The sequence below is a fragment of the Mumia sp. zg.B17 genome (assembly GCF_019550915.1).
GTDB lineage: Bacteria > Actinomycetota > Actinomycetes > Propionibacteriales > Nocardioidaceae > Mumia.
Genome location: NZ_JAHWCI010000006.1, coordinates 571378 through 589247 on the forward strand (window position 1 = coordinate 571378; position 17870 = coordinate 589247).

Genomic DNA, 17870 nt, shown 5'->3' on the forward strand with positions numbered 1-17870 from the left:
TAACAACGAGGCGATCTCCGAGACGTCCGTCACGGCACGCCGCGTCAGGCGTGGCGGACCAACGAGACGGCGATCGCGAGCATCACCACGGCGATCCCCGCGTCCAGGACGCGCCAGGCGCCCGGCCGGGAGAAGACGGGACGCAAGGTCCGCGCGCCGTACCCGAGGCCCAGGAACCAGGCCCAGCTTCCCGCTACGGCGCCGATCGCGAAGAGCCAACGGTCACCTCCGTACGAGCTCCCCACCGACCCCAGGAGCAGCACGGTGTCGAGATAGACGTGCGGGTTCAACCAGGTGAGCGCGGCGGCTGTCGCGACCACGGCCCCGCGCGACGCCGGGGCGCCACGGTCGTCGACCTCCAGCCGGCCGCCGACCCACGCGCGCCGTGCCGCGAGCACACCGTACGCGGTGAGGAAGGCAGCCCCGCCCCAACGTGCCACCGCGACCAGAGCTGGGGCCTGGACGACGAGCGATCCCACGCCGGCGACCCCCGCCGCGATCAGGACGGTGTCCGAGGCGGCGCAGACGAGGACGACAGCACCGACGTGCTCGCGACGCAGACCTTGCCGGAGGACGAAGACGTTCTGGGCGCCGATCGCCACGATGAGCGAGAGACCCGTGACCATCCCTGCCACGACGACCGACATCGCATCTCCTGTCTCCATGCTTCGACGGTAGGTGCGGCGCGCCATCCAATCCAGCTAAACTTCCTTCAGCAGATGAAGGAGCGCTTCATGACCGACCTGGCCCTCGACCAGCTCCGCACGCTCGCGGCCGTGGTCGGCGAGGGCAGCTTCGAGGCGGCCGCCGCGTCGCTCCACGTCACCCCCTCCGCCGTGAGCCAGCGCATCAAGGCGCTGGAGGCGGCGACCGGTCGCGTGCTCGTCCGCCGTACCCGTCCCGTCGCGGTGACCGAGCAGGGCTCCGCCGTGCTGCGCGCCGCCCGCCAGGTCGACCTCCTCCTGGCCGACCTCGTGCCGTCGGTCGCACACCCAGGACCGGTCACGATCCCCGTCGTCGTCAACGCCGACTCGCTGGCCACCTGGTTCGTCCCCTCGATCGCGGTCGTCGCCGACCAGGTGTGCGTCGACGTCCACCGGGAGGACGAGCAGCACTCGCTCGGACGGCTGCGCGACGGTACCGTCCTCGCCGCGGTCGCCGCGGACCCAGGACGCGTGCCCGGGTGCACCGTGACGAGTCTCGGGACGATGCGTTACCGGGCCATGGCCACGCCGGGGTTCGTCGCACGGTGGTTCGCCGACGGCGTCTCGGCTGCCGCCCTCGCGACGGCGCCGGTCGTCCAGTTCGACCGCCTCGACGATCTCCAGCACCGGTTCGTCCGACGGGTCACCCGCCGCCGCGTCGATCCTCCGCACCACTACGTGCCCGGTTCGGAGGCCTACCGCGACGCCATACGCCTCGGGCTGGGATGGGGGATGCTTCCCGACCTCCAGTCCGCCGCGCTGGAGCAGACGGGAGCGGTGCGGGAGATCGGCGAGCGCACGCGGATCGACGTCAGGCTCTTCTGGCACCTGGCGCAGCTCGAGTCGCGACCTCTGGCGCTGCTGTCGGACGCCGTGCACGCAGGCGCTCGCCGGCACTTGAGCTGATCGGCGCTCATCCGGCGGCAGGGACGGTCCCCGCCGTCAGGAAGCTGTCGGCGCCCAGCGCGCGAAGGAACGGGCGGACCAGCGCCGGCACGGCGCGGTGCTGCGGGTCGCGCGCGATCCTCGGGGAGACGAGCGGGAGCGTACGTCCCCGCGTCACGACCGCCGACTTGCCGGGTCCCAGCACGTTGCGGACCCAGTCGGTGTCGTCACCGTACGGCAGCGCGACCACGATCTGCTCACCGTGGCGGAAGACCATCACTGGTGTGCGGTAGACATGGCCGGACCGGCGGCCGCGATGGACGACCATCCCCAGTCCGGGCAGCCGCGGGGCAACGTGCACGACGAGCCGGTTGAGCCCGACGCGGTTGACCCGACGAAGGCGTCGCGGGAGCACCATGGTCGTACGCTCTCATGCGCGCGGCCCTCACGCCACGAAGAACGGCGCATGATGGGCGCATGACCGAGGAGCCTGTCGAGGTGCTGACCCGCTGGGAGCGCGCGGGCGGGACGTGGCGCGTGGTCGCGCACAGCTCGTCGGCGGCGACCGTGACACTGTGCCGGTGCGACGGCGGCGAAGAGGTCGACCGCCTCACATCGACCGATCCACGACTCCTCGCCTTCCTCGGCTCGCGCAGCAGCAGCGACGACGCTTGGCAAGGCTCCTCCGACCCCCGAGGATGAGCCCATGAGATGCCCGAACGACGAAACCACCCTTGTGATGAGCGAACGCAGCGGGATCGAGATCGACTACTGCCCCGAGTGCCGCGGGGTGTGGCTCGACCGTGGCGAGCTCGACAAGATCATCGACCGCGCCAGCTCCCAGTCGGCCCCCGCCGCACCGTCACCGCCGTCTCCGGGCTCGTACCAGCAGGCGCCGCCGCAGCAGCAGTACCAGCAGCGCGGCTACGACGACCGCCGCTACGACGACCGGTCCCCCAGGCGCAAAAAGAAGGAGAACTGGCTGTCCGACCTCTTCGACTGAACGGCCTCACCGAACATCACGGGCGGGGCGGCACGTCAGCACGACGGCCGCCCCGACGAGCGAGAAGGCCGCGGTGAGGAGGACGGCGACGTTCCACCCGTCGAAGAGGTCCTGTCGGCTCGTGCCGTGGCTCGCGACGATGACGGCGACGACGGTCACGCCGATCGCCGAGCCGACGTAGCGGGCGGTGTTGTTGGCCCCTGCACCCATCGCCTCGCGGCCCACGGGCACGGCCGCCACAGCCTCGCGACCCAGCGCGGCGTTGAGGACACCACTCGCGACCCCTGCGACGAGCAGAGCGGGGACGAAGCGGGGCCACGACGTGTCCGGCCCGACCGCCGCGAGCCCCGCCTGACCGACGGCGACGCCGACCAGACCGATCGCCAGCTGGACCCGGCCCGAGACTCGGTGCTCGGGGATCCGACGTGCGAGCAGGGACGCCGCCACGCTGGTCGCCGACCACGAGAGCAGGAGCAGGGAGGCACCGAGCGCGTCGATGCCGAAGCCGGTGTCGAGGAAGACCGCCATGAACGAGAACAGGGCGATGATCCCCATGCCCGTGGCGAACGCCGCGACCGTGACGGCCAGGAACCGACGATGGCGCAGCAGCATCAGGTCGAGCATCGGCGCCCGGCCTCGCCGTTCGACGGCGACGAAAGCCACCAGCGCGAGGACGGCACCACCGAACAGCGCGAGCGCCGACGGATCACCGAGATCCTGACGGCTCTCGACGAGACCCGCGAGAAGGCTCCCGAGCCCGACAGCGAGGAGCAACCCGCCCCACCGGTCCACCGGACGCGGACGGGCCGCGCGCGACTCCCTCACCACGCCCAGCGCGAGCGCCGCCGTCGCGACGCAGGCTGCTGCCAGCAGCGCGTAGGCGAGACGCCATGACACCCACGCGTCACAGAGCCCGGCGACCACCGGTCCGACGGCGATGCCCGCGCCCAGCGCGGCACCCCACACGCCGCTGGCCGACGCGCGTTCAGGTCCCGCGGGGAAGGTATGGGCGATGATGCCGAGACTCGAGGCGGTGACGGCGGCGCCACCGACACCTTGCAGGACGCGCGCGAGCACGAAGGTGACTGTGTCGGGCGCGACCACGCACACGACGCTCGTGAGGGCCATCAGGAACAGCCCTGCCACGAAGGTGCGGCGACGGCCGAAGTCGTCAGCGACCGCCCCGCTGGTCAGCAGCGCGGACGCCAACCCGATGCTCATCGAGCTGAGGACCCAGGTCCGGCCGGCGACTCCGGCGTCCAGAGAGGCAGCCGTGGGGACGATCGTCGCGAGCGGCATCGTGAAGGCGACGAGCATCAGGAAGGTGCCGCAGGCGACAGCGGCAAGGGTCCATCCTCGCGACGGCACCCCACGAGGGACGCTCACATCGCCCTGCGGCAGCGACATCGCGGTCCCCCGGCTGCTCTCACGAAAGGTCTTGCACGAACACCGACCTCGACCTCGACCTCGAGACCGCCCTCTTCGCCGAGCGGATCGGATCTACTGGGTGTTCCGCACGACCCGGTTCGGCACGGTCAAAGGCTTGTTCAACGCCTCCGGCCCCGCCGGCACCTGGACCAACCTAGCCGGTACCCGTATGTCGTCAAACGGCGTTTCGGTGAGGATGTACGGCCTTAAAGGGCGGACGTTGGTGCTACCTACCCGATCGTCGCCGACCCTTCCTCGGCACGTTCGACCCATTTCGAGTACGCGCTCTTGACCACCCGGGTTTCTTCGTGACCCCAGCACGTCGTAGGGGGCCGGCGCATAGGGTTGGAGAGAGCTCTGTGCGAGTGGCGCCGCGGCGCCTCAACAGGAACCTGGACACGATGCGCGATCAGTACATGTGCCCGCGGGGTGGCGCATATGCCTGTTGACCTCGTCCTCGACCTTGCGTGCGTCGTCGGCGCCTTCGGAAGTCCACTCTGGCTCGCGATGGGCATCATCACGACCCTGACAGATCGGACTCCGCACGCATGGCGCGTCGGAAACGGGGCACTCACCGTCGTAGGAACCGCTTCCCTGCTCGCCTACATGTGGCTTTGGGCACAGGGGTGGAAGTACGTCGACACGCCGGAAGAACGAGGCCCCTCAGCGATCGAGAACGGTCTCTTGCTCGCCACCGCTGCTGCTGGCATCGCCGTCATCACACTGGCCACGTGGTGTCTCACCCACTTTCGAACACCAACGGCAAAGTTTGGCGGACAGTGACCGAACAACACCGAGCGTCGAACGACATCGCATCTCTAGAGCGACCCGTCTACGCGATGCACCGCAACGAGCCCAGCCCTCGATGTGTCGTCGCCCGCGAGATCCGGCCGGCTCTCGCGACCCGGGAGGACCGATGAACGAGCGCGAGCGCCTCGTCGAGGTGGCCGACGGCGTCTTGGTGATCACCCACCCGTTCTGCGCCACGACCACCACCGTGGTCGTCGGGCACGACGGACGGGAGTGCGTGGTGGTGGACCCGGGTGTCACGGCCGACGAGATCGACGCGCTGGCGACAGCACTGGCGTCACGCGGCCTCACCGTCACCGGAGCGTTCTCCACCCACCCGCACTGGGACCACCTCCTGTGGCGTCCGTCCCTGGGGGACGCGCCACGGTGGGCCACCGACGCCGGCGCGGCGAGGGCGCTCGCCGTCGTGGACGACAACGCCCGCAAGGCGCGTGCTGCTGTCGAGGAGGTCGACACCTCCGGACTCGGGCGGGTCGTCGCCCTCGAACCCGGCGCGATCGTGCTCCCCTGGACCGGCCGCCACGTCCGCGTGCTCGAGCACCGCGCGCACGCGCCAGGCCATGCCGCGCTGATGGTGACCGACGTCGGCGTCCTGGTGGCCGGCGACATGCTCTCCGACGTGGAGATTCCGTTGCTCGATCTCGAGGCCGGTCGCCCCTGGGACGACTATGCCGAGGCTCTCGACGTCTTCGACGAGGTCGCACGCTCGGTGGCAGTCGTGGTGCCCGGGCACGGGTCGACGGGGGACGGTGTCGAGCTTCGGCGCAGGATCGACACCGACCGCGCCTATCTCGCGTCGCTCCCGCTGGAAGGCGAGGGCGACCCTGACCCTCGCCTCGCCGGCGCCGCGGACTGGCTCCTCGCCGAGCACGAGGCCGCCGGTCGCCGTGTCCGTCACGACCTGGGCGCTCAGTGACCGGATCACCGGAGATCTAGACGGCGAGCTCGACACGGTCTCCGGGAGCGAGCAGGACCGCCCGCGTGGGCGACCCCTCGGTGGCGTCGACGAAGCGCTCGCCCGGTGTGTCGAACAGGTGGTGACGAACCGCGGGAGCGACGCGCCCCAGACCCACCGGCCAGAACGTCCCCCAGTGCACCGGTACGGCCCAACGAGCTCCCACCCGTGCCACCAGCTCAGCCGCCTGCTCGGGATCCAGGTGGTCCTCACCGAGCGTGGGGCCCCACCCGCCGATCGGCACCAGTGCGAGGTCGACCGGCGCGATCCGCCTCACGTCCGCGTGCGGGCCTGTGTCACCGGGGAACCAGAACGTACGGTCACCGACGATCCGGAACCCGAGCGGCTGCGAGGCTCGGCGGGACCAGCGGTGGCGCGACGCGGGATGGTCGGCGTCGGTCACCTCGACGTCGAGACCGGCCACGCGGAGCCTGTCGCCAGGAACCGCCTCGTACACGTCGAGCCCCAGCCCTCCGAGCAGCCCTCCACCGGCCTCGGGGACCACGACGGGCGTGCCCCGCGGAAGGCGTCGCAACGAGGGGACGTGGAAGTGGTCGAGGTGGAGGTGGGAGACCAGCACGAGATCGGCCCGTGCCGCAGACGCCGACGGCGACATCGAGCGGCGGCGCAGGTGGACCACCCGGTCGAGGAGCACCGGGTCGGTGAGGACGCGGGTGTCACCGATCTCGACCGTCGCTGTCGAGTGCCCCCACCAGGTGACGGCCATCGGCGTCACGGGCGCGCGGTCCACACGCGCCATCGTGCCACGGGCTCACGACAGGGACGTCCAGAAGCCCGTCAGACGAAGAAACCCTGTCCAGCGTCGCGGGACAGGGTCGGGACTTCAGAACACGTGGTGGAGCATAGGGGATTCGAACCCCTGACCTCTTCCATGCCATGGAAGCGCGCTACCAACTGCGCCAATGCCCCGTGCTTCGAGCGGTCTCCCGCTCATCGAGCCGAGGTCGATCTTAGCGGGTCGCCCCGGTCGGACCGAAATCGGGGTCCCCCTGTCGCAAGGGCCCACGGTCGTCGGTGTGCGCCGCGTCATCGCTCATCTCCGGGACGGGCAGGTTGCCGGCGTTCCACTCGGTGACCTGCCAACGGGCGAAGCCCTCCTGGAGGACGGCCCAGCAGCCGTTGCTGAAGCCGCCGAACGAGCGCCAGTGCTCCTCGGGCAGCCCGATGAAGGCACAGATCCCCACCCGGATGACGGCACCGTGCGCGACGACGACGACCGTCTCGTCCTCGCCCATGGCCTGGACGATCTCCTCCAGGGCCCGGCTGAACCGGACCGCGGCTTCGGCGTGCGTCTCCCCGCCGGGCGAAACGATCTCCTCACCACGCCGGAAGCGACCCTCCGCCTCGGGATAGCGGCGCGCGATCTCGTGCCGCGTCATCCCCTCGCGCTCTCCGAAGGCCACCTCTCGCAGGCGTTCGTCGGTCTCGACCGGAAGGTCGACGATCCGGCCGAGCGCGGCCGCGGTGGCCGACGCCCGCTGGAGGTCCGAGCTCACGATGCGCACGGGGCCGAGCACGGCCAGCCGCGCCGCCATCTCCGCCGCCTGGGCTCGGCCGGCGGCATTGAGGGGGGTGTCGGTCTGGCCCTGCAGGCGTCCCGCGACGTTCCAGTCCGTCTGCCCATGGCGCCAGACGATGATCCTGCGACTCATGCGTCCGCGACCGGTGGCTCGCCCGCCAGCGGGACCTCGTCCTGCTCGGTGGACTCGCGCGACGTGGGCGCCGAGGGGACGCGCCCCGCAGCCTCGCCGATCTCGGGCAGCGCCACGGCCGGGCAGTCACCCCACAGCCGCTCCAGCGCGTAGAACGACCGGTCCTCGTCGTGCTGCACGTGAACGACGATCTCGGCGTAGTCGAGCAGCACCCAGCGCCCCTCACGCTCCCCCTCACGGCGTACGACCTTGGCGCCGTGCTCGAGGAGCTTCTCCTGGACCGCGTCGCTGATCGCACGCACCTGGCGGTCGTTGCCGGCCGAGGCGAGGACGAAGACGTCGGTGATGACGAGCTGCTCGGAGACGTCGTAGGCGATGATCTCGTGCGCGAGCTTGTCCGCTGCGGCAGCCGCCGCGGCATGGGTGAGCTCGAGCGCCCGCTCGGATGCGGTCACTGGGGTGCCCCCTTCGGGTGGCGTTCTGGGTGGTTCGACGCGGCGACCGCGTCGATGTAGAGACGATGCTTGGCGATGTACTGGACGACCCCGTCAGGGACGAGGTACCAGACGGGTTCGTGTCGCGACACCCGCTCGCGGCAGTCGGTGGACGAGATGGCCAGGGCCGGGATCTCGACGATCGTGACGCGGTCCTTCGGGAGTCCGTCCAGCGTGTGGGGGTCGATCGCGTGCCCTGGTCGCGTACACCCGACGAACTGGGCGAACTCGAACATCTCCCCCGCGTTGTGCCACGTCAGGATCTGGGCCAGCGCGTCGGCGCCGGTGATGAAGAACAGCTCCACGTCACCGCCATAGTGGGCGCGGAGGTCCCGCAGGGTGTCGACGGTGTAGGTGGGGCCGGCGCGGTCGATGTCGACGCGGCTCACCCAGAAGCGAGGGTTGGAGGCGGTCGCGATGACCGTCATCAGGTAGCGGTCCTCACCTGGCGAGACCTTGCGGTCGGCCTTCTGCCACGGCTCACCGGTAGGGACGAACACGACCTCGTCGAGGCCGAACCACGCCTGCACCTCAGATGCCGCAACGAGGTGGCCGTGGTGGATGGGATCGAACGTTCCACCCATCACCCCGACGCGGGGGCGGCGGCCGACCTCGAGCGGCAGGCTCATCAGGTGTGCTGACGTCCCTTGCCGAACGCGAAGAGACCGATGATCAGGAGGAGGAAGAAGACCAAGGTCGCCCCACCCACGACGAACGGCGAGAGGGCTTCCTCGTGCTCGGCGCCCTGCGCCACCACCTGGGTGAGGACGGACCCGTTCAACACTGATTCAGTCAACGACATGGGGTCAATCTACCGTCCCACCCCGGCTCACACGCGGGCCACCCCGGTCAGCGGACGTGCCCGTCACCCGTGACGACAAACGTCGTCGTGGTCATCTCTGGCAGACCCATCGGTCCGCGGGCGTGCAGCTTCTGCGTCGAGATGCCGATCTCGGCCCCCATCCCCAGCTCTCCCCCGTCGGTGAACCGGGTCGAGGCGTTGACCATGATCGCCGCGGCGTCGACGGCCGCGGTGAACCGCTGGGCGGTCGCCAGCGAGCGGGTGACGATCGCCTCGGTGTGGCCGGACGAGAAGGTACGGATGTGGGCGACCGCGTCCTCGAACGAGTCGACCACCCGCGCGGCGATGTCGAGCGAGAGGTATTCGGTGGCGTAGTCCTCGTCGGTGACCGCCACGACATCGGCGTCGGCCGCGGCGAACGTGGCATCCCCGTGGATCGTGACGTCGCGCTCGTGCAGCGCAGCCACCACCCGCGGCAGGAAGTCGTCGGCGACCGCCTTGTGCACCAGCAACGACTCGGCCGCGTTGCAGACGCTGGTCCGGTGGGTCTTGGCGTTGACGACGATCGCGAGCGCCATGTCGAGGTCGGCGTCGGCATCGACGTACACGTGGACGTTGCCCGTCCCCGTCTCGATCACCGGCACCTGGGCGTCGCGGACGACGGCCTCGATCAGCCCAGCGCCGCCGCGAGGGATCACGAGGTCGACGAGGCCGCGCGCCTTCAGCAGCGCCGTCGAGCTCGACCGGTCGGACGGGTCGATGGCCTGGACGGTGTCGACCGGCAGACCCGCCGATGCGACGGCGTCACGGAGCACCGACGCGATGGCGGCGTTGGAGTGCTCGGCGGAGCGCGACCCTCGCAGCAGGACGGCGTTGCCCGCCTTCAGGCAGATCGCGGCGGCATCGGCGGTGACGTTGGGTCTGCCCTCGTAGATCATCCCGATCACCCCGATGGGCACCCGGACCTGGCGAAGTTGCAGACCGTTGGCCAGGGTCGAGCCGCGGACCACCTCACCGACCGGGTCGGCCAGGGCGGCGACGTCGCGGATGCCCTCGGCCATCGCGGCGATGCGGTCGGTGTCGAGGAGGAGTCGGTCGATGATGTTGTCACCGACCCCGGCCTCACGGGCGATCGTGATGTCTCTCGCGTTGGCCTCGACGATCTCGGCGGCGTGAGAGACCAGCGCGTCGGCCATCGCGTGCAGAGCCGCGTCCTTGCCGGCCCGCGGGACCGCCCGCAGGTCGAGTGCGGCAGCGCGGGCCCGCCGGGCGGACTCGTGGACGTGGTGCTCGAGGTCGTGGCTCACGTCACCAGGATAGTGACTCAGAAATGGACGGGGACCGGAGCGACCATGCCCACCGCAGGAGGCGACTCCGCGCGGCTGCGACGGTCACGTGTGTCCCGCTCGAGGATCTCGAGACCCACGACCGCCCAGGGAGGCAGTCCGGCCGAGTCGCGGTGCTCCGACCACACGCGCATCGCCATCGCAGCGACGTCCAGCATGTCGGGAGCCTGCTCCCAGTAGCAGATCTCGGCGCGGTCGACGTCGTAGCGAAGGGAGTGCAGGAACGCGTGCTCGTCACGCAGGCGCAGCATCGCCGAGCGCACCGCTTCGTCGGCGAACGGCGTGCCGGCCACCGTCAGGGTGACGTGCCACATCTTGTCCTGCGCAACCACGGATCCTCCTCACCGACGGCCTGTCCGCGGCCACCTTAACCGGGGCTCGGCAACGCAAGCCCCGGGTTTCCTCGATTGGGTCGAGCACCACGCTCGGACCGCGGCCGGTTCAGTCCAGGAGCACGAGATCGTCGCGGTGGACGAGCGCGCGCGCGTACTCCCCGCCCATCTCGGCTGCGAGGTCGTGGGTCGAACGACCGACCATCTTGGGCAGCTCGGTGCTGTCGTAGCCGATCAGCCCACGGGCGACCAGACTCCCCGACTCGTCCACGAGGTCGACCGGGTCCCCAGCCTCGTACGTCCCCTCGCTGGCGACGACACCTGCGGGGAGCAGGGACGCACCCCGCTCGACGAGCGCGCGGACCGCTCCTGCGTCGAGGACGAGGCGGCCCTTGCCGGTCGTCGCGTGCGCCAGCCATAGGAGGCGGGTGGGGCGGCGCCGTCCCGTGGGGTGGAACGTGGTGCCGACGTCGCGTCCCTCGAGCGCTCCGTTGACCTCCGAAGCGCTCGTGAGGAGCACGGGGATCCCGGCGCCGGTCGCGATCCGGGCGGCCTCGACCTTGGTGACCATGCCACCGGTGCCGACCTTCGACGGGCTCGGCCTGGCGATGTCGAGCCCTTCGAGGTCGGCGTCGCCGTGGACGTGGCGGACGAGCCTGGCACCCGGGGCCGCCGGGTTCCCGTCGTAGAGTCCGTCGACGTCCGACAGCAGCAGGAGCCGGTCGGCGTGGACGAGGTGGGCCACCAGCGCAGCGAGGCGGTCGTTGTCACCGAAGCGGATCTCGCTCGTGGCGACCGTGTCGTTCTCGTTGACGACCGGGACGACTCCGAGGTCGAGCAGACGAGCGAGGGTCCGGTACGCGTTGCGGTAGTTCGTACGGCGCACGACGTCGTCGATGGTGAGAAGGACCTGACCGACGACGAGGTCGTGCCGCGCGAACCGCTCGGTGTACCGCGCCACCAGCAGGCCCTGTCCGACGCTGGCGGCAGCCTGCTGCGTCGCGAGGTCACGCGGGCGCGCCGTCAGGGCCAGCGGCGAGAGCCCGGTCGCGATGGCACCGGAGCTGACGAGCACCACCTCGTCACCGCGTACGCGCGCTGCGGCGAGGGCGTCGACGAGGCCGTGCAGGCGCGCCAGGTCGAGGCCGCCACGCGGTGAGCTGAGCGACGACGAGCCGACCTTGACGACGATCCTCACCTCAGGGCCTCACACGTCCTCGTCGCCGTCCGGCGCCGGTTCCTCGGACCAGAGCGTCTCGGGCGGCACACGCCCGGCCTCGCGATCCCTGCGGGCCGCACGCTCGTACTCGCGCTTGCGTGTCAGGTCCTCGCGGCGCTGCTTGTTGGTGCGCCGGTGGTTCTCGATCAGCCGGTCATCCTCGCCACGTCGCGAGCCGAGCAGCTCAGCGCCGGCGTTCACCTGCGGGTCGAAGTCGAACACGACCGCGTCGTCGACGCCACCGATCACCACGTCGTCGCCCGCCTCCGCGCCCATGGCGATCAGGCGGTTCTCGACGCCGAGACGGTTGAGCCGGTCTGCGAGGAACCCGACGGCCTCGTCGTTGGTGAAGTCGGTCTGGCGAACCCAGCGCTCCGGCTTCTCGCCGCGGACGACCCACTGACCGGCGGTGTGCGTGATCGTGAAGTCGTCCTCGCCGTCGGCCGAGCGCGGCCGGAGGACGATGCGCGTCGCTGGGGCCGCGGTGACGCTCTTGCGCGAGGACGCGACGACCTCAGCCATCGCGTACGAGAGGTCCTTGAGGCCCTCGTGGGAGGCGGCCGAGATCTCGTAGACGTCGAGACCGCGCGCCTCGAGCTCGCCGCGGACGAACTCGGCGATGGTCTTGGCGTCGGGGACGTCGACCTTGTTGAGTGCCACCAGACGGGGGCGGTCCTCGAGGCCGCCGTACGCCGCAAGCTCGCTCTCGATGACGTCGAGGTCGCTCAAGGGGTCTCGCCCGGGTTCGATCGTCGCGCAGTCGATGACGTGGACCAGCGCAGCGCAACGCTCGACGTGACGCAGGAAGTCGTGACCGAGGCCGCGCCCGTCCGCCGCGCCCTCGATCAGGCCGGGGACGTCGGCGACGGTGTAGGTCACGTCGCCGGCGACCACGACGCCGAGGTTGGGGACGAGGGTGGTGAAGGGGTAGTCGGCGATCTTGGGCCGAGCTCGCGAGAGCGCGGCGATCAGGCTCGACTTGCCGGCGCTCGGGAACCCCACGAGACCGATGTCGGCCACGACCTTCAGCTCGAGAGAGATCGTCCGCTCGTCGCCCGGCTCGCCCTTCAGCGCGAAGCCGGGGGCCTTCCGCTTGCTGGAGGCGAGCGCGGCGTTGCCCAGCCCTCCACGACCACCCTCGGCGATCACCAGCTCCGAGCCGGGCCCGACCATGTCGGCGAGGATCTCGCCGTCGGCCCCGCGGACCACGGTGCCGTCGGGCACGGCGAGCACGATGTCCTCGCCCTGGGATCCGCTGCGGTTGCCACCGCTGCCGTGATGCCCCTTGCCGGCTCGACGGTGCGGCTCGTGGTAGAAGTCGACGAGCGTGGTCACGTCGGAGTCGACCCGCAGGATGACGTCACCGCCACGGCCGCCGTTGCCGCCGTCGGGCCCACCGAGGGGCTTGAACTTCTCGCGGTGGACCGAGGCGATGCCGTTGCCGCCGTCGCCACCCTTGACGTGCAGGGTCACCTTGTCGACGAAAGTCGGAACTGCCATCCGTGCCACCTCCTCAGTACGCCGCGCTCAACCTGCGCTGATGCGCGGTCCCGTACGACGGGCGCGGACGCCGTCGACGGGGCTGGAACGAGACGAGGGGCGAGCCCGCGCGATGCGGACCCGCCCCTCGTCGTGGAAGTCCTTCAGGTCACTCCGCCGGGACGATGTTGACGACGCGGCGGCCGCGACGCGTGCCGAACTCGACCGCGCCCGCGGCGAGGGCGAACAGCGTGTCGTCGCCACCACGGCCGACGTTGGTGCCCGGGTGGAAGTGCGTGCCGCGCTGACGGACGATGATCTCGCCCGCGCCGACCTGCTGGCCACCGAAGCGCTTCACACCGAGGCGCTGGGAGTTGGAGTCACGGCCGTTCTTGGTAGAAGCGGCGCCCTTCTTGTGTGCCATGTGCTCGAGCCTACTTTCGCGTCACTTCGAGATGCCGGTGATCTTGACCTGGGTGTAGTGCTGACGGTGACCCTGGCGCTTCTTGTAACCGGTCTTGTTCTTGTACTTCTGGATGATGATCTTCGGGCCCTTGGTGGCGCCGAGGACCTCAGCCGTGACCGAGACCTTGCCGAGGGAGTCGGCGTCCGACGTCACCGCGTCACCGTCGACGAGGAGCACGGCGGGGAGCTCGACCGACTCGCCGACCGTGGTCTTGATCTTGTCGATCTCGATGATGTCGCCGACCGCGACCTTCTGCTGCTGGCCGCCACTGCGCACGATCGCGTACACCGCCGACTCACATCCTCACTCGTTGCTGCTCCGCTGTCGGAGCTTGGCTGTCTTGAAACTCTGGGGTGGTGCCGTCACCAGGCGCGAGGCGCTCGTGCGGGCACACAGACCGACACGCTCACAGGCGCGCCGCTCATCTAGTCTACGGAGTCTCCCTGTCACCGGTCAAAGCGGGGTCCGGGGCTCCTCCGTCGAGCGTACCGGGGGCCTCAACACCGGCCTCGGCCGACGGGCCGTCGCTCGACTCCTCCGAGCCGCTGCGGCGACGGCGACGCTTGCGCGGGGTGGTCGCCTCCGGGGTCTCCTGCGTCGCGGCGTCTGCCGTGTCGTGAGACGTCGGCTCCGGCGCCTCGGGCTGCGCGTCGTCCGCGGGCTTCGGCTCCTTCTTCGCCTTGGAGTCGGCGCCCTTGGCGGGCTTGTCTCCCTCGTCGCTGCGCCCACGACCTCGGCCGCTGCGACCGCGCCGGCTCTCCTCCGAGCCACGCTTGGACTCGACGGGGTGGTCGTGGATCATCAGGCCGCGGCCGTGGCAGTGCTCGCACGGCTCGCTGAACGCCTCGAGGAGGCCCGTCCCGATCCGCTTGCGGGTCATCTGGACCAGCCCGAGGGAGGTCACCTCCGCCACCTGGTGCCGGGTCCGGTCGCGGCCGAGGCACTCGACCAGACGGCGGAGCACGAGGTCGCGGTTGCTCTCCAGCACCATGTCGATGAAGTCGACCACGATGATGCCGCCGATGTCGCGCAGCCGGAGCTGACGGACGATCTCCTCGGCGGCCTCGAGGTTGTTCTTGGTGACCGTCTCCTCGAGGTTGCCGCCCGATCCGGTGAACTTCCCGGTGTTGACGTCGACGACGGTCATCGCCTCGGTACGATCGATCACCAGCGAGCCGCCGGACGGCAGCCAGACCTTCCGGTCTAGTGCCTTGGCGATCTGCTCGTCGATCCGGTAGGCGGAGAAGACGTCACCGGACTCGGATCCGCTCCACGCCTCCACCCGGTCCTTGAGATCGGGGGCGACGTGGCTGACGTAGCCGTCGATGATCTCGGTGGCGTCGGTCCCCTCGACGACGAGGCGCGCGAAGTCCTCGTTGAAGAGGTCACGGACGACCTTGATGGTGAGGTCCGGCTCGCCGTACAGCAGCTGCGGGGCCGATGCGGAGGCGGCCTTCTTCTCGATGTCCTTCCAGCGGGCGTCGAGCGCCTCGACGTCGCGGGTGAGCTGGTCCTCGGTCGCGCCCTCGGCGGCGGTCCGGATGATCACGCCCGCGTCCTCGGGGAGGATGCCCTTGAGCAACGACTTGAGCCGGTTGCGCTCGGTGTCGGGCAGCTTGCGGGAGATCCCGCTGGTCTGGCCGCCGGGCACGTAGACCAGGAAGCGACCGGGCAGGCTGATCTGGCTCGTGAGCCGCGCGCCCTTGTGCCCGACCGGATCCTTCGACACCTGGACGAGGACCGACTGGCCGGACTTGAGCGCCTCCTCGATCTTGCGCGGCTTGCCGTCACCGAGCTTGCTCCAGTCGACCTCGCCGGCGTAGAGCACCGCGTTGCGGCCCTTGCCGATGTCGACGAACGCCGCCTCCATCGAGGGCAGGACGTTCTGGACCCGCCCGAGGTAGACGTTGCCGATGAGCGAGGTCTGCGACTCGCGCGCCACGTAGTGCTCGACGAGGACGTCGTCCTCGAGAACGGCGATCTGCGTGAGGTCCTCGCGCTGGCGGATGACCATCTCGCGCTTGACCGACTCGCGCCTGGCGAGGAACTCGGCCTCGGAGACGATCGGCGTGCGGCGACGACCCGCCTCACGACCCTCGCGGCGGCGCTGCTTCTTGGCCTCCAGCCGGGTCGAGCCCGAGACGCTCGTGATCTCGTCCTCGGCGCTGCGGCGCTCGCGCACACGGACGACGGTGTTCTCGGGGTCGTCCGCGGCCGCGTCGCTGTCCTCGCCGCGACGACGGCGGCGACGACGACGACGGCTCGAGGTGCCGCTGTCGTCCTCACCGGTGCTCGAGGACTCGTCGTCGGACGTGTCGTCGTCCTCGGACTCGTCAGGGGTCTCATCGGCTGCCGTCGTCGCGCCTTCTGCGACCTCGCCGGAGTCGGACTCGGCGTCGAGGTCGAGGTTCTCGACGTCGTCACCGTTGCCCGAGCGACGTCGACGACGGCCACCGCGGCGGCGACGGCGACGGCCGGGCGTGCTGCCGTCGCTCTCGTCCTGGCCCTCGTCGGAGTCGGAGTCGGAGTCCTCGTGGTCGCGCTCCGGCAGGTCCGCGTCGTCACGGCTGCGTCCACGGCGGTCGTCCGAGCCGTACCCGCGGCCGTCCTCCTCGCGGTCCTCCGTCTCGTCGGCCACGTCGGCTGCACGGCGGCGGCGGCGCGGCGCGGCCTTGGGCTCGGGCGCCTGGAAGAGCGGTGCGACGAAGGGCGCGCGAGCCGAGGTTGCCGGTCGAACCTCCTGCTCGTCCTCCTCGTCGACCTCGTCGACGCGCTCGACCACAGCCGGAGCGGCTTCGGCGGGCGCGACGGGGTCGTCGTTGATAGGGAGCTCGTCGGCCGGCTCGACGGCGGGCGTGTCGCCGGACGGCACGTCAGCGGCGACGGGCGCAGGATCTGCGGGACCTGCCGACCGCGAGGCGGCCTTCTTGCGGGTCCGGGTCGTACGGGTGACCTTGGGCGGCTCGGCGGCCTCGGGAGCGGCCGTCTCGACCGAGGTCTCGGGCTTCTCCTCGGACACGCTCTGCGCGGCGCCGGCGCTCGCGGGAGCCTTGCGTGACCGGCTCGAACGCGCGGGCTTCGCAGGTGCCCCGGGCTCCGAGAACACGGCGGCGGTCGGGGGGCCAGCCGGTCGGGAAGCGGTGCGACGCCGGCGGGTCACGGCAGCGACCGGCTGATCACCGGGGGCCTGTGGGGTGTCGACGTCTTCCGAGGTCGAGTTCGGCGGGTTCTGCTCGTCGAGCATGTGTGCTCCTCCGGCCCCGCGGCCGCCGAAGCTGCACGCGAGGCGATGTCGTCGCCGCGTGCAACGGGGTCGCACTGCGGACGCAAGCCTGCGGTCGGCCCGGCTACCCGGGCTACGGCGACGCTCCCCACTTAGGTCGGCCTGTCACGGGCTCTCCCCTCGCCGCCGCGGTCGTCGCCGCAGGCATCGTGCGCCTACGACGCGTCGCGGTCGGGCGCGAGTGGATCGCCGACCGTGCCGGACTGCGCATCGAGTGGACCTTGTGCCGTCCGGGTGGCCACAGGGACCTCCGAGGGCACGAGACCCGCGATGGCGCGGAGCCCGGCGAGAACATCGTCGGGTCGTACGGACGGGGTTCCGTGACGCACGACCACGTCCAGTATCGCACACGTGCCCTGAGTGTCAGGGGACCTCCGGCTCTCCAGGCGCACCACGGCGGCGCGGCTGTCGAACGTCCGCAGGCCCTTCTTGGTCATCCGGTCCACCAGAACCTCAGGGGCCGCGAGGAAGGCATCGACCGCCGAGGCGGCCGTCTCGGGCGACACGGTCGGCAGCACCAGCGTCCATGCACTGGCCTCCAGCCGATCGGCCAGACTGCCGCTCCCCTCGCGTACGGCGACGACCTCGAGGATGTCCAGGCCCGGCGGGAGCGCGGTGTCCAGCGCCCTCGCGAGCTCGTCCGGGTCCACGTGGCGCACCACGCCGATCTCGAGGTACTCGGCCTCGCTGGCGGCACCGGTCGGCGAGGCGCCGGCGTACGAGATCTTGGGGTGAGGGGAGAAGCCGGAGGAGTGGGCGATGGGGACACCGGCGCGACGCACCGCGCGCTCGAAGGCACGTCCGAAGTCCCGGTGGCTCGTGAAGCGCAGCCGACCTCGCTTCGCATAGCGGATCCGTAGCTTCTGGACGCTCGGGAGCTGCGGGTTCGGCGCCTCCGGGTTGGCGGGGACGCGGTCAGGGCTGGTCACCGTGCGAGGGTACCCAAGGGCGCCCCTCCGCCGGCTCCCGCGCGTCCCGTGACAGATTTGTC

20 protein-coding genes and 1 tRNA gene are annotated in these 17870 nt (G+C 70.8%); 4 read left to right on the forward strand and 17 right to left on the reverse strand.

Translation table 11 applies throughout. The features are described 5' to 3' along the window. Positions 1-44 precede the first annotated feature (44 nt). A complete protein-coding gene (locus KV097_RS11175) occupies positions 45-665 on the reverse strand; it encodes a LysE/ArgO family amino acid transporter (protein WP_255559415.1) in 621 nt (206 codons plus the stop codon). Positions 666-734: 69 nt separating this feature from the next. On the opposite strand from KV097_RS11175, the gene KV097_RS11180 reads away from it, so the two are divergent. Then, positions 735-1610: a LysR family transcriptional regulator ArgP gene (locus KV097_RS11180; RefSeq protein ID WP_220365900.1), complete on the forward strand. Its 876-nt coding sequence runs from the start codon at positions 735-737 to the stop codon at positions 1608-1610. Between the two features lie 7 nt (positions 1611-1617). Here KV097_RS11180 and KV097_RS11185 read toward each other — a convergent pair whose 3' ends face one another. Continuing rightward, positions 1618-2007, reverse strand: coding sequence for a nitroreductase family deazaflavin-dependent oxidoreductase (locus KV097_RS11185; protein ID WP_220365901.1), 390 nt, complete (start codon positions 2005-2007; stop codon positions 1618-1620). 59 nt (positions 2008-2066) lie between these two features. Between KV097_RS11185 and KV097_RS11190 the strand changes: the two genes are divergently transcribed. Further along, the gene (locus KV097_RS11190; protein ID WP_220344146.1) at positions 2067-2291 is read left to right on the forward strand and encodes a hypothetical protein; all 225 of its coding nucleotides are present in this window, start codon (positions 2067-2069) and stop codon (positions 2289-2291) included. 4 nt (positions 2292-2295) lie between these two features. Beyond that, entirely contained in the window at positions 2296-2592 is a 297-nt protein-coding gene (locus tag KV097_RS11195) for a zf-TFIIB domain-containing protein (protein ID WP_220365902.1), read from the forward strand. 6 nt (positions 2593-2598) lie between these two features. On the opposite strand, the gene KV097_RS11200 is transcribed toward KV097_RS11195, so the two are convergent. Then, on the reverse strand, positions 2599-3999 hold the full coding sequence (locus KV097_RS11200; protein WP_220365903.1) for an MFS transporter: 1401 nt from the start codon (positions 3997-3999) through the stop codon (positions 2599-2601). Between the two features lie 937 nt (positions 4000-4936). On the opposite strand from KV097_RS11200, the gene KV097_RS11205 reads away from it, so the two are divergent. Next, the gene (locus KV097_RS11205; protein ID WP_220365904.1) at positions 4937-5746 is read left to right on the forward strand and encodes an MBL fold metallo-hydrolase; all 810 of its coding nucleotides are present in this window, start codon (positions 4937-4939) and stop codon (positions 5744-5746) included. Between the two features lie 16 nt (positions 5747-5762). On the opposite strand, the gene KV097_RS11210 is transcribed toward KV097_RS11205, so the two are convergent. The 14 genes from KV097_RS11210 to KV097_RS11275 form a co-directional block, all read right to left on the reverse strand. Next, entirely contained in the window at positions 5763-6536 is a 774-nt protein-coding gene (locus KV097_RS11210) for an MBL fold metallo-hydrolase (protein ID WP_220365905.1), read from the reverse strand. A 103-nt stretch (positions 6537-6639) separates the two neighbouring features. Next, positions 6640-6715, reverse strand: a tRNA-Ala gene (locus KV097_RS11215). Between the two features lie 41 nt (positions 6716-6756). Then, on the reverse strand, positions 6757-7458 hold the full coding sequence (locus KV097_RS11220; protein ID WP_220365906.1) for a histidine phosphatase family protein: 702 nt from the start codon (positions 7456-7458) through the stop codon (positions 6757-6759). Then, entirely contained in the window at positions 7455-7913 is a 459-nt protein-coding gene (rsfS, locus tag KV097_RS11225; RefSeq protein ID WP_220346543.1) for a ribosome silencing factor, read from the reverse strand. Before rsfS ends, KV097_RS11220 begins: the two co-directional genes overlap by 4 nt. Next, entirely contained in the window at positions 7910-8581 is a 672-nt protein-coding gene (gene nadD, locus KV097_RS11230; RefSeq protein WP_220344137.1) for a nicotinate-nucleotide adenylyltransferase, read from the reverse strand. The genes rsfS and nadD overlap by 4 nt, the downstream gene beginning before the upstream one ends. Next, a complete protein-coding gene (locus tag KV097_RS11235) occupies positions 8581-8736 on the reverse strand; it encodes a hypothetical protein (RefSeq protein WP_220344764.1) in 156 nt (51 codons plus the stop codon). Before KV097_RS11235 ends, nadD begins: the two co-directional genes overlap by 1 nt. A 65-nt stretch (positions 8737-8801) precedes the next feature. Further along, entirely contained in the window at positions 8802-10061 is a 1260-nt protein-coding gene (locus tag KV097_RS11240) for a glutamate-5-semialdehyde dehydrogenase (RefSeq protein WP_220365907.1), read from the reverse strand. 17 nt (positions 10062-10078) lie between these two features. Beyond that, positions 10079-10432 carry a hypothetical protein gene (locus tag KV097_RS11245; protein ID WP_220344134.1) on the reverse strand — a complete coding sequence of 118 codons (354 nt, stop codon included), beginning with the start codon at positions 10430-10432 and terminating at the stop codon, positions 10079-10081. A 109-nt stretch (positions 10433-10541) separates the two neighbouring features. Further along, positions 10542-11630, reverse strand: a complete 1089-nt coding sequence (proB, locus tag KV097_RS11250) for a glutamate 5-kinase (RefSeq protein WP_220365908.1) — start codon at positions 11628-11630, stop codon at positions 10542-10544. A gap of 9 nt (positions 11631-11639) precedes the next feature. Beyond that, entirely contained in the window at positions 11640-13151 is a 1512-nt protein-coding gene (gene obgE / locus KV097_RS11255) for a GTPase ObgE (protein ID WP_220365909.1), read from the reverse strand. A gap of 148 nt (positions 13152-13299) precedes the next feature. Continuing rightward, on the reverse strand, positions 13300-13554 hold the full coding sequence (rpmA, locus tag KV097_RS11260) for a 50S ribosomal protein L27 (RefSeq protein ID WP_220344131.1): 255 nt from the start codon (positions 13552-13554) through the stop codon (positions 13300-13302). Positions 13555-13575: 21 nt separating this feature from the next. After that, entirely contained in the window at positions 13576-13884 is a 309-nt protein-coding gene (gene rplU, locus KV097_RS11265; RefSeq protein WP_220344129.1) for a 50S ribosomal protein L21, read from the reverse strand. 142 nt (positions 13885-14026) lie between these two features. Continuing rightward, complete coding sequence (locus KV097_RS11270; protein ID WP_220365910.1) at positions 14027-16840, reverse strand: ribonuclease E/G; 2814 nt, start codon at positions 16838-16840, stop codon at positions 14027-14029. Between the two features lie 194 nt (positions 16841-17034). Then, positions 17035-17808, reverse strand: coding sequence for a TIGR03936 family radical SAM-associated protein (locus tag KV097_RS11275; protein WP_301022401.1), 774 nt, complete (start codon positions 17806-17808; stop codon positions 17035-17037). Between the last annotated feature and the right edge of the window lie 62 nt (positions 17809-17870).

What these genes read in the sequence shown, in the direction of transcription:
- KV097_RS11220 (WP_220365906.1), bottom strand. Translation starts at nt 7,458, where the DNA reads ATGAGTCGCAGGATCATCGTCTGGCGCCATGGGCAGACGGACTGGAAC.
- nadD (WP_220344137.1), bottom strand. Translation starts at nt 8,581, where the DNA reads ATGAGCCTGCCGCTCGAGGTCGGCCGCCGCCCCCGCGTCGGGGTGATG.
- KV097_RS11270 (WP_220365910.1), bottom strand. Translation starts at nt 16,840, where the DNA reads ATGCTCGACGAGCAGAACCCGCCGAACTCGACCTCGGAAGACGTCGAC.
- KV097_RS11190 (WP_220344146.1), top strand. Translation starts at nt 2,067, where the DNA reads ATGACCGAGGAGCCTGTCGAGGTGCTGACCCGCTGGGAGCGCGCGGGC.
- obgE (WP_220365909.1), bottom strand. Translation starts at nt 13,151, where the DNA reads ATGGCAGTTCCGACTTTCGTCGACAAGGTGACCCTGCACGTCAAGGGT.
- KV097_RS11200 (WP_220365903.1), bottom strand. Translation starts at nt 3,999, where the DNA reads ATGTCGCTGCCGCAGGGCGATGTGAGCGTCCCTCGTGGGGTGCCGTCG.
- rpmA (WP_220344131.1), bottom strand. Translation starts at nt 13,554, where the DNA reads ATGGCACACAAGAAGGGCGCCGCTTCTACCAAGAACGGCCGTGACTCC.
- KV097_RS11185 (WP_220365901.1), bottom strand. Translation starts at nt 2,007, where the DNA reads ATGGTGCTCCCGCGACGCCTTCGTCGGGTCAACCGCGTCGGGCTCAAC.
- KV097_RS11175 (WP_255559415.1), bottom strand. Translation starts at nt 665, where the DNA reads ATGGAGACAGGAGATGCGATGTCGGTCGTCGTGGCAGGGATGGTCACG.
- KV097_RS11195 (WP_220365902.1), top strand. Translation starts at nt 2,296, where the DNA reads ATGAGATGCCCGAACGACGAAACCACCCTTGTGATGAGCGAACGCAGC.
- KV097_RS11180 (WP_220365900.1), top strand. Translation starts at nt 735, where the DNA reads ATGACCGACCTGGCCCTCGACCAGCTCCGCACGCTCGCGGCCGTGGTC.
- KV097_RS11205 (WP_220365904.1), top strand. Translation starts at nt 4,937, where the DNA reads ATGAACGAGCGCGAGCGCCTCGTCGAGGTGGCCGACGGCGTCTTGGTG.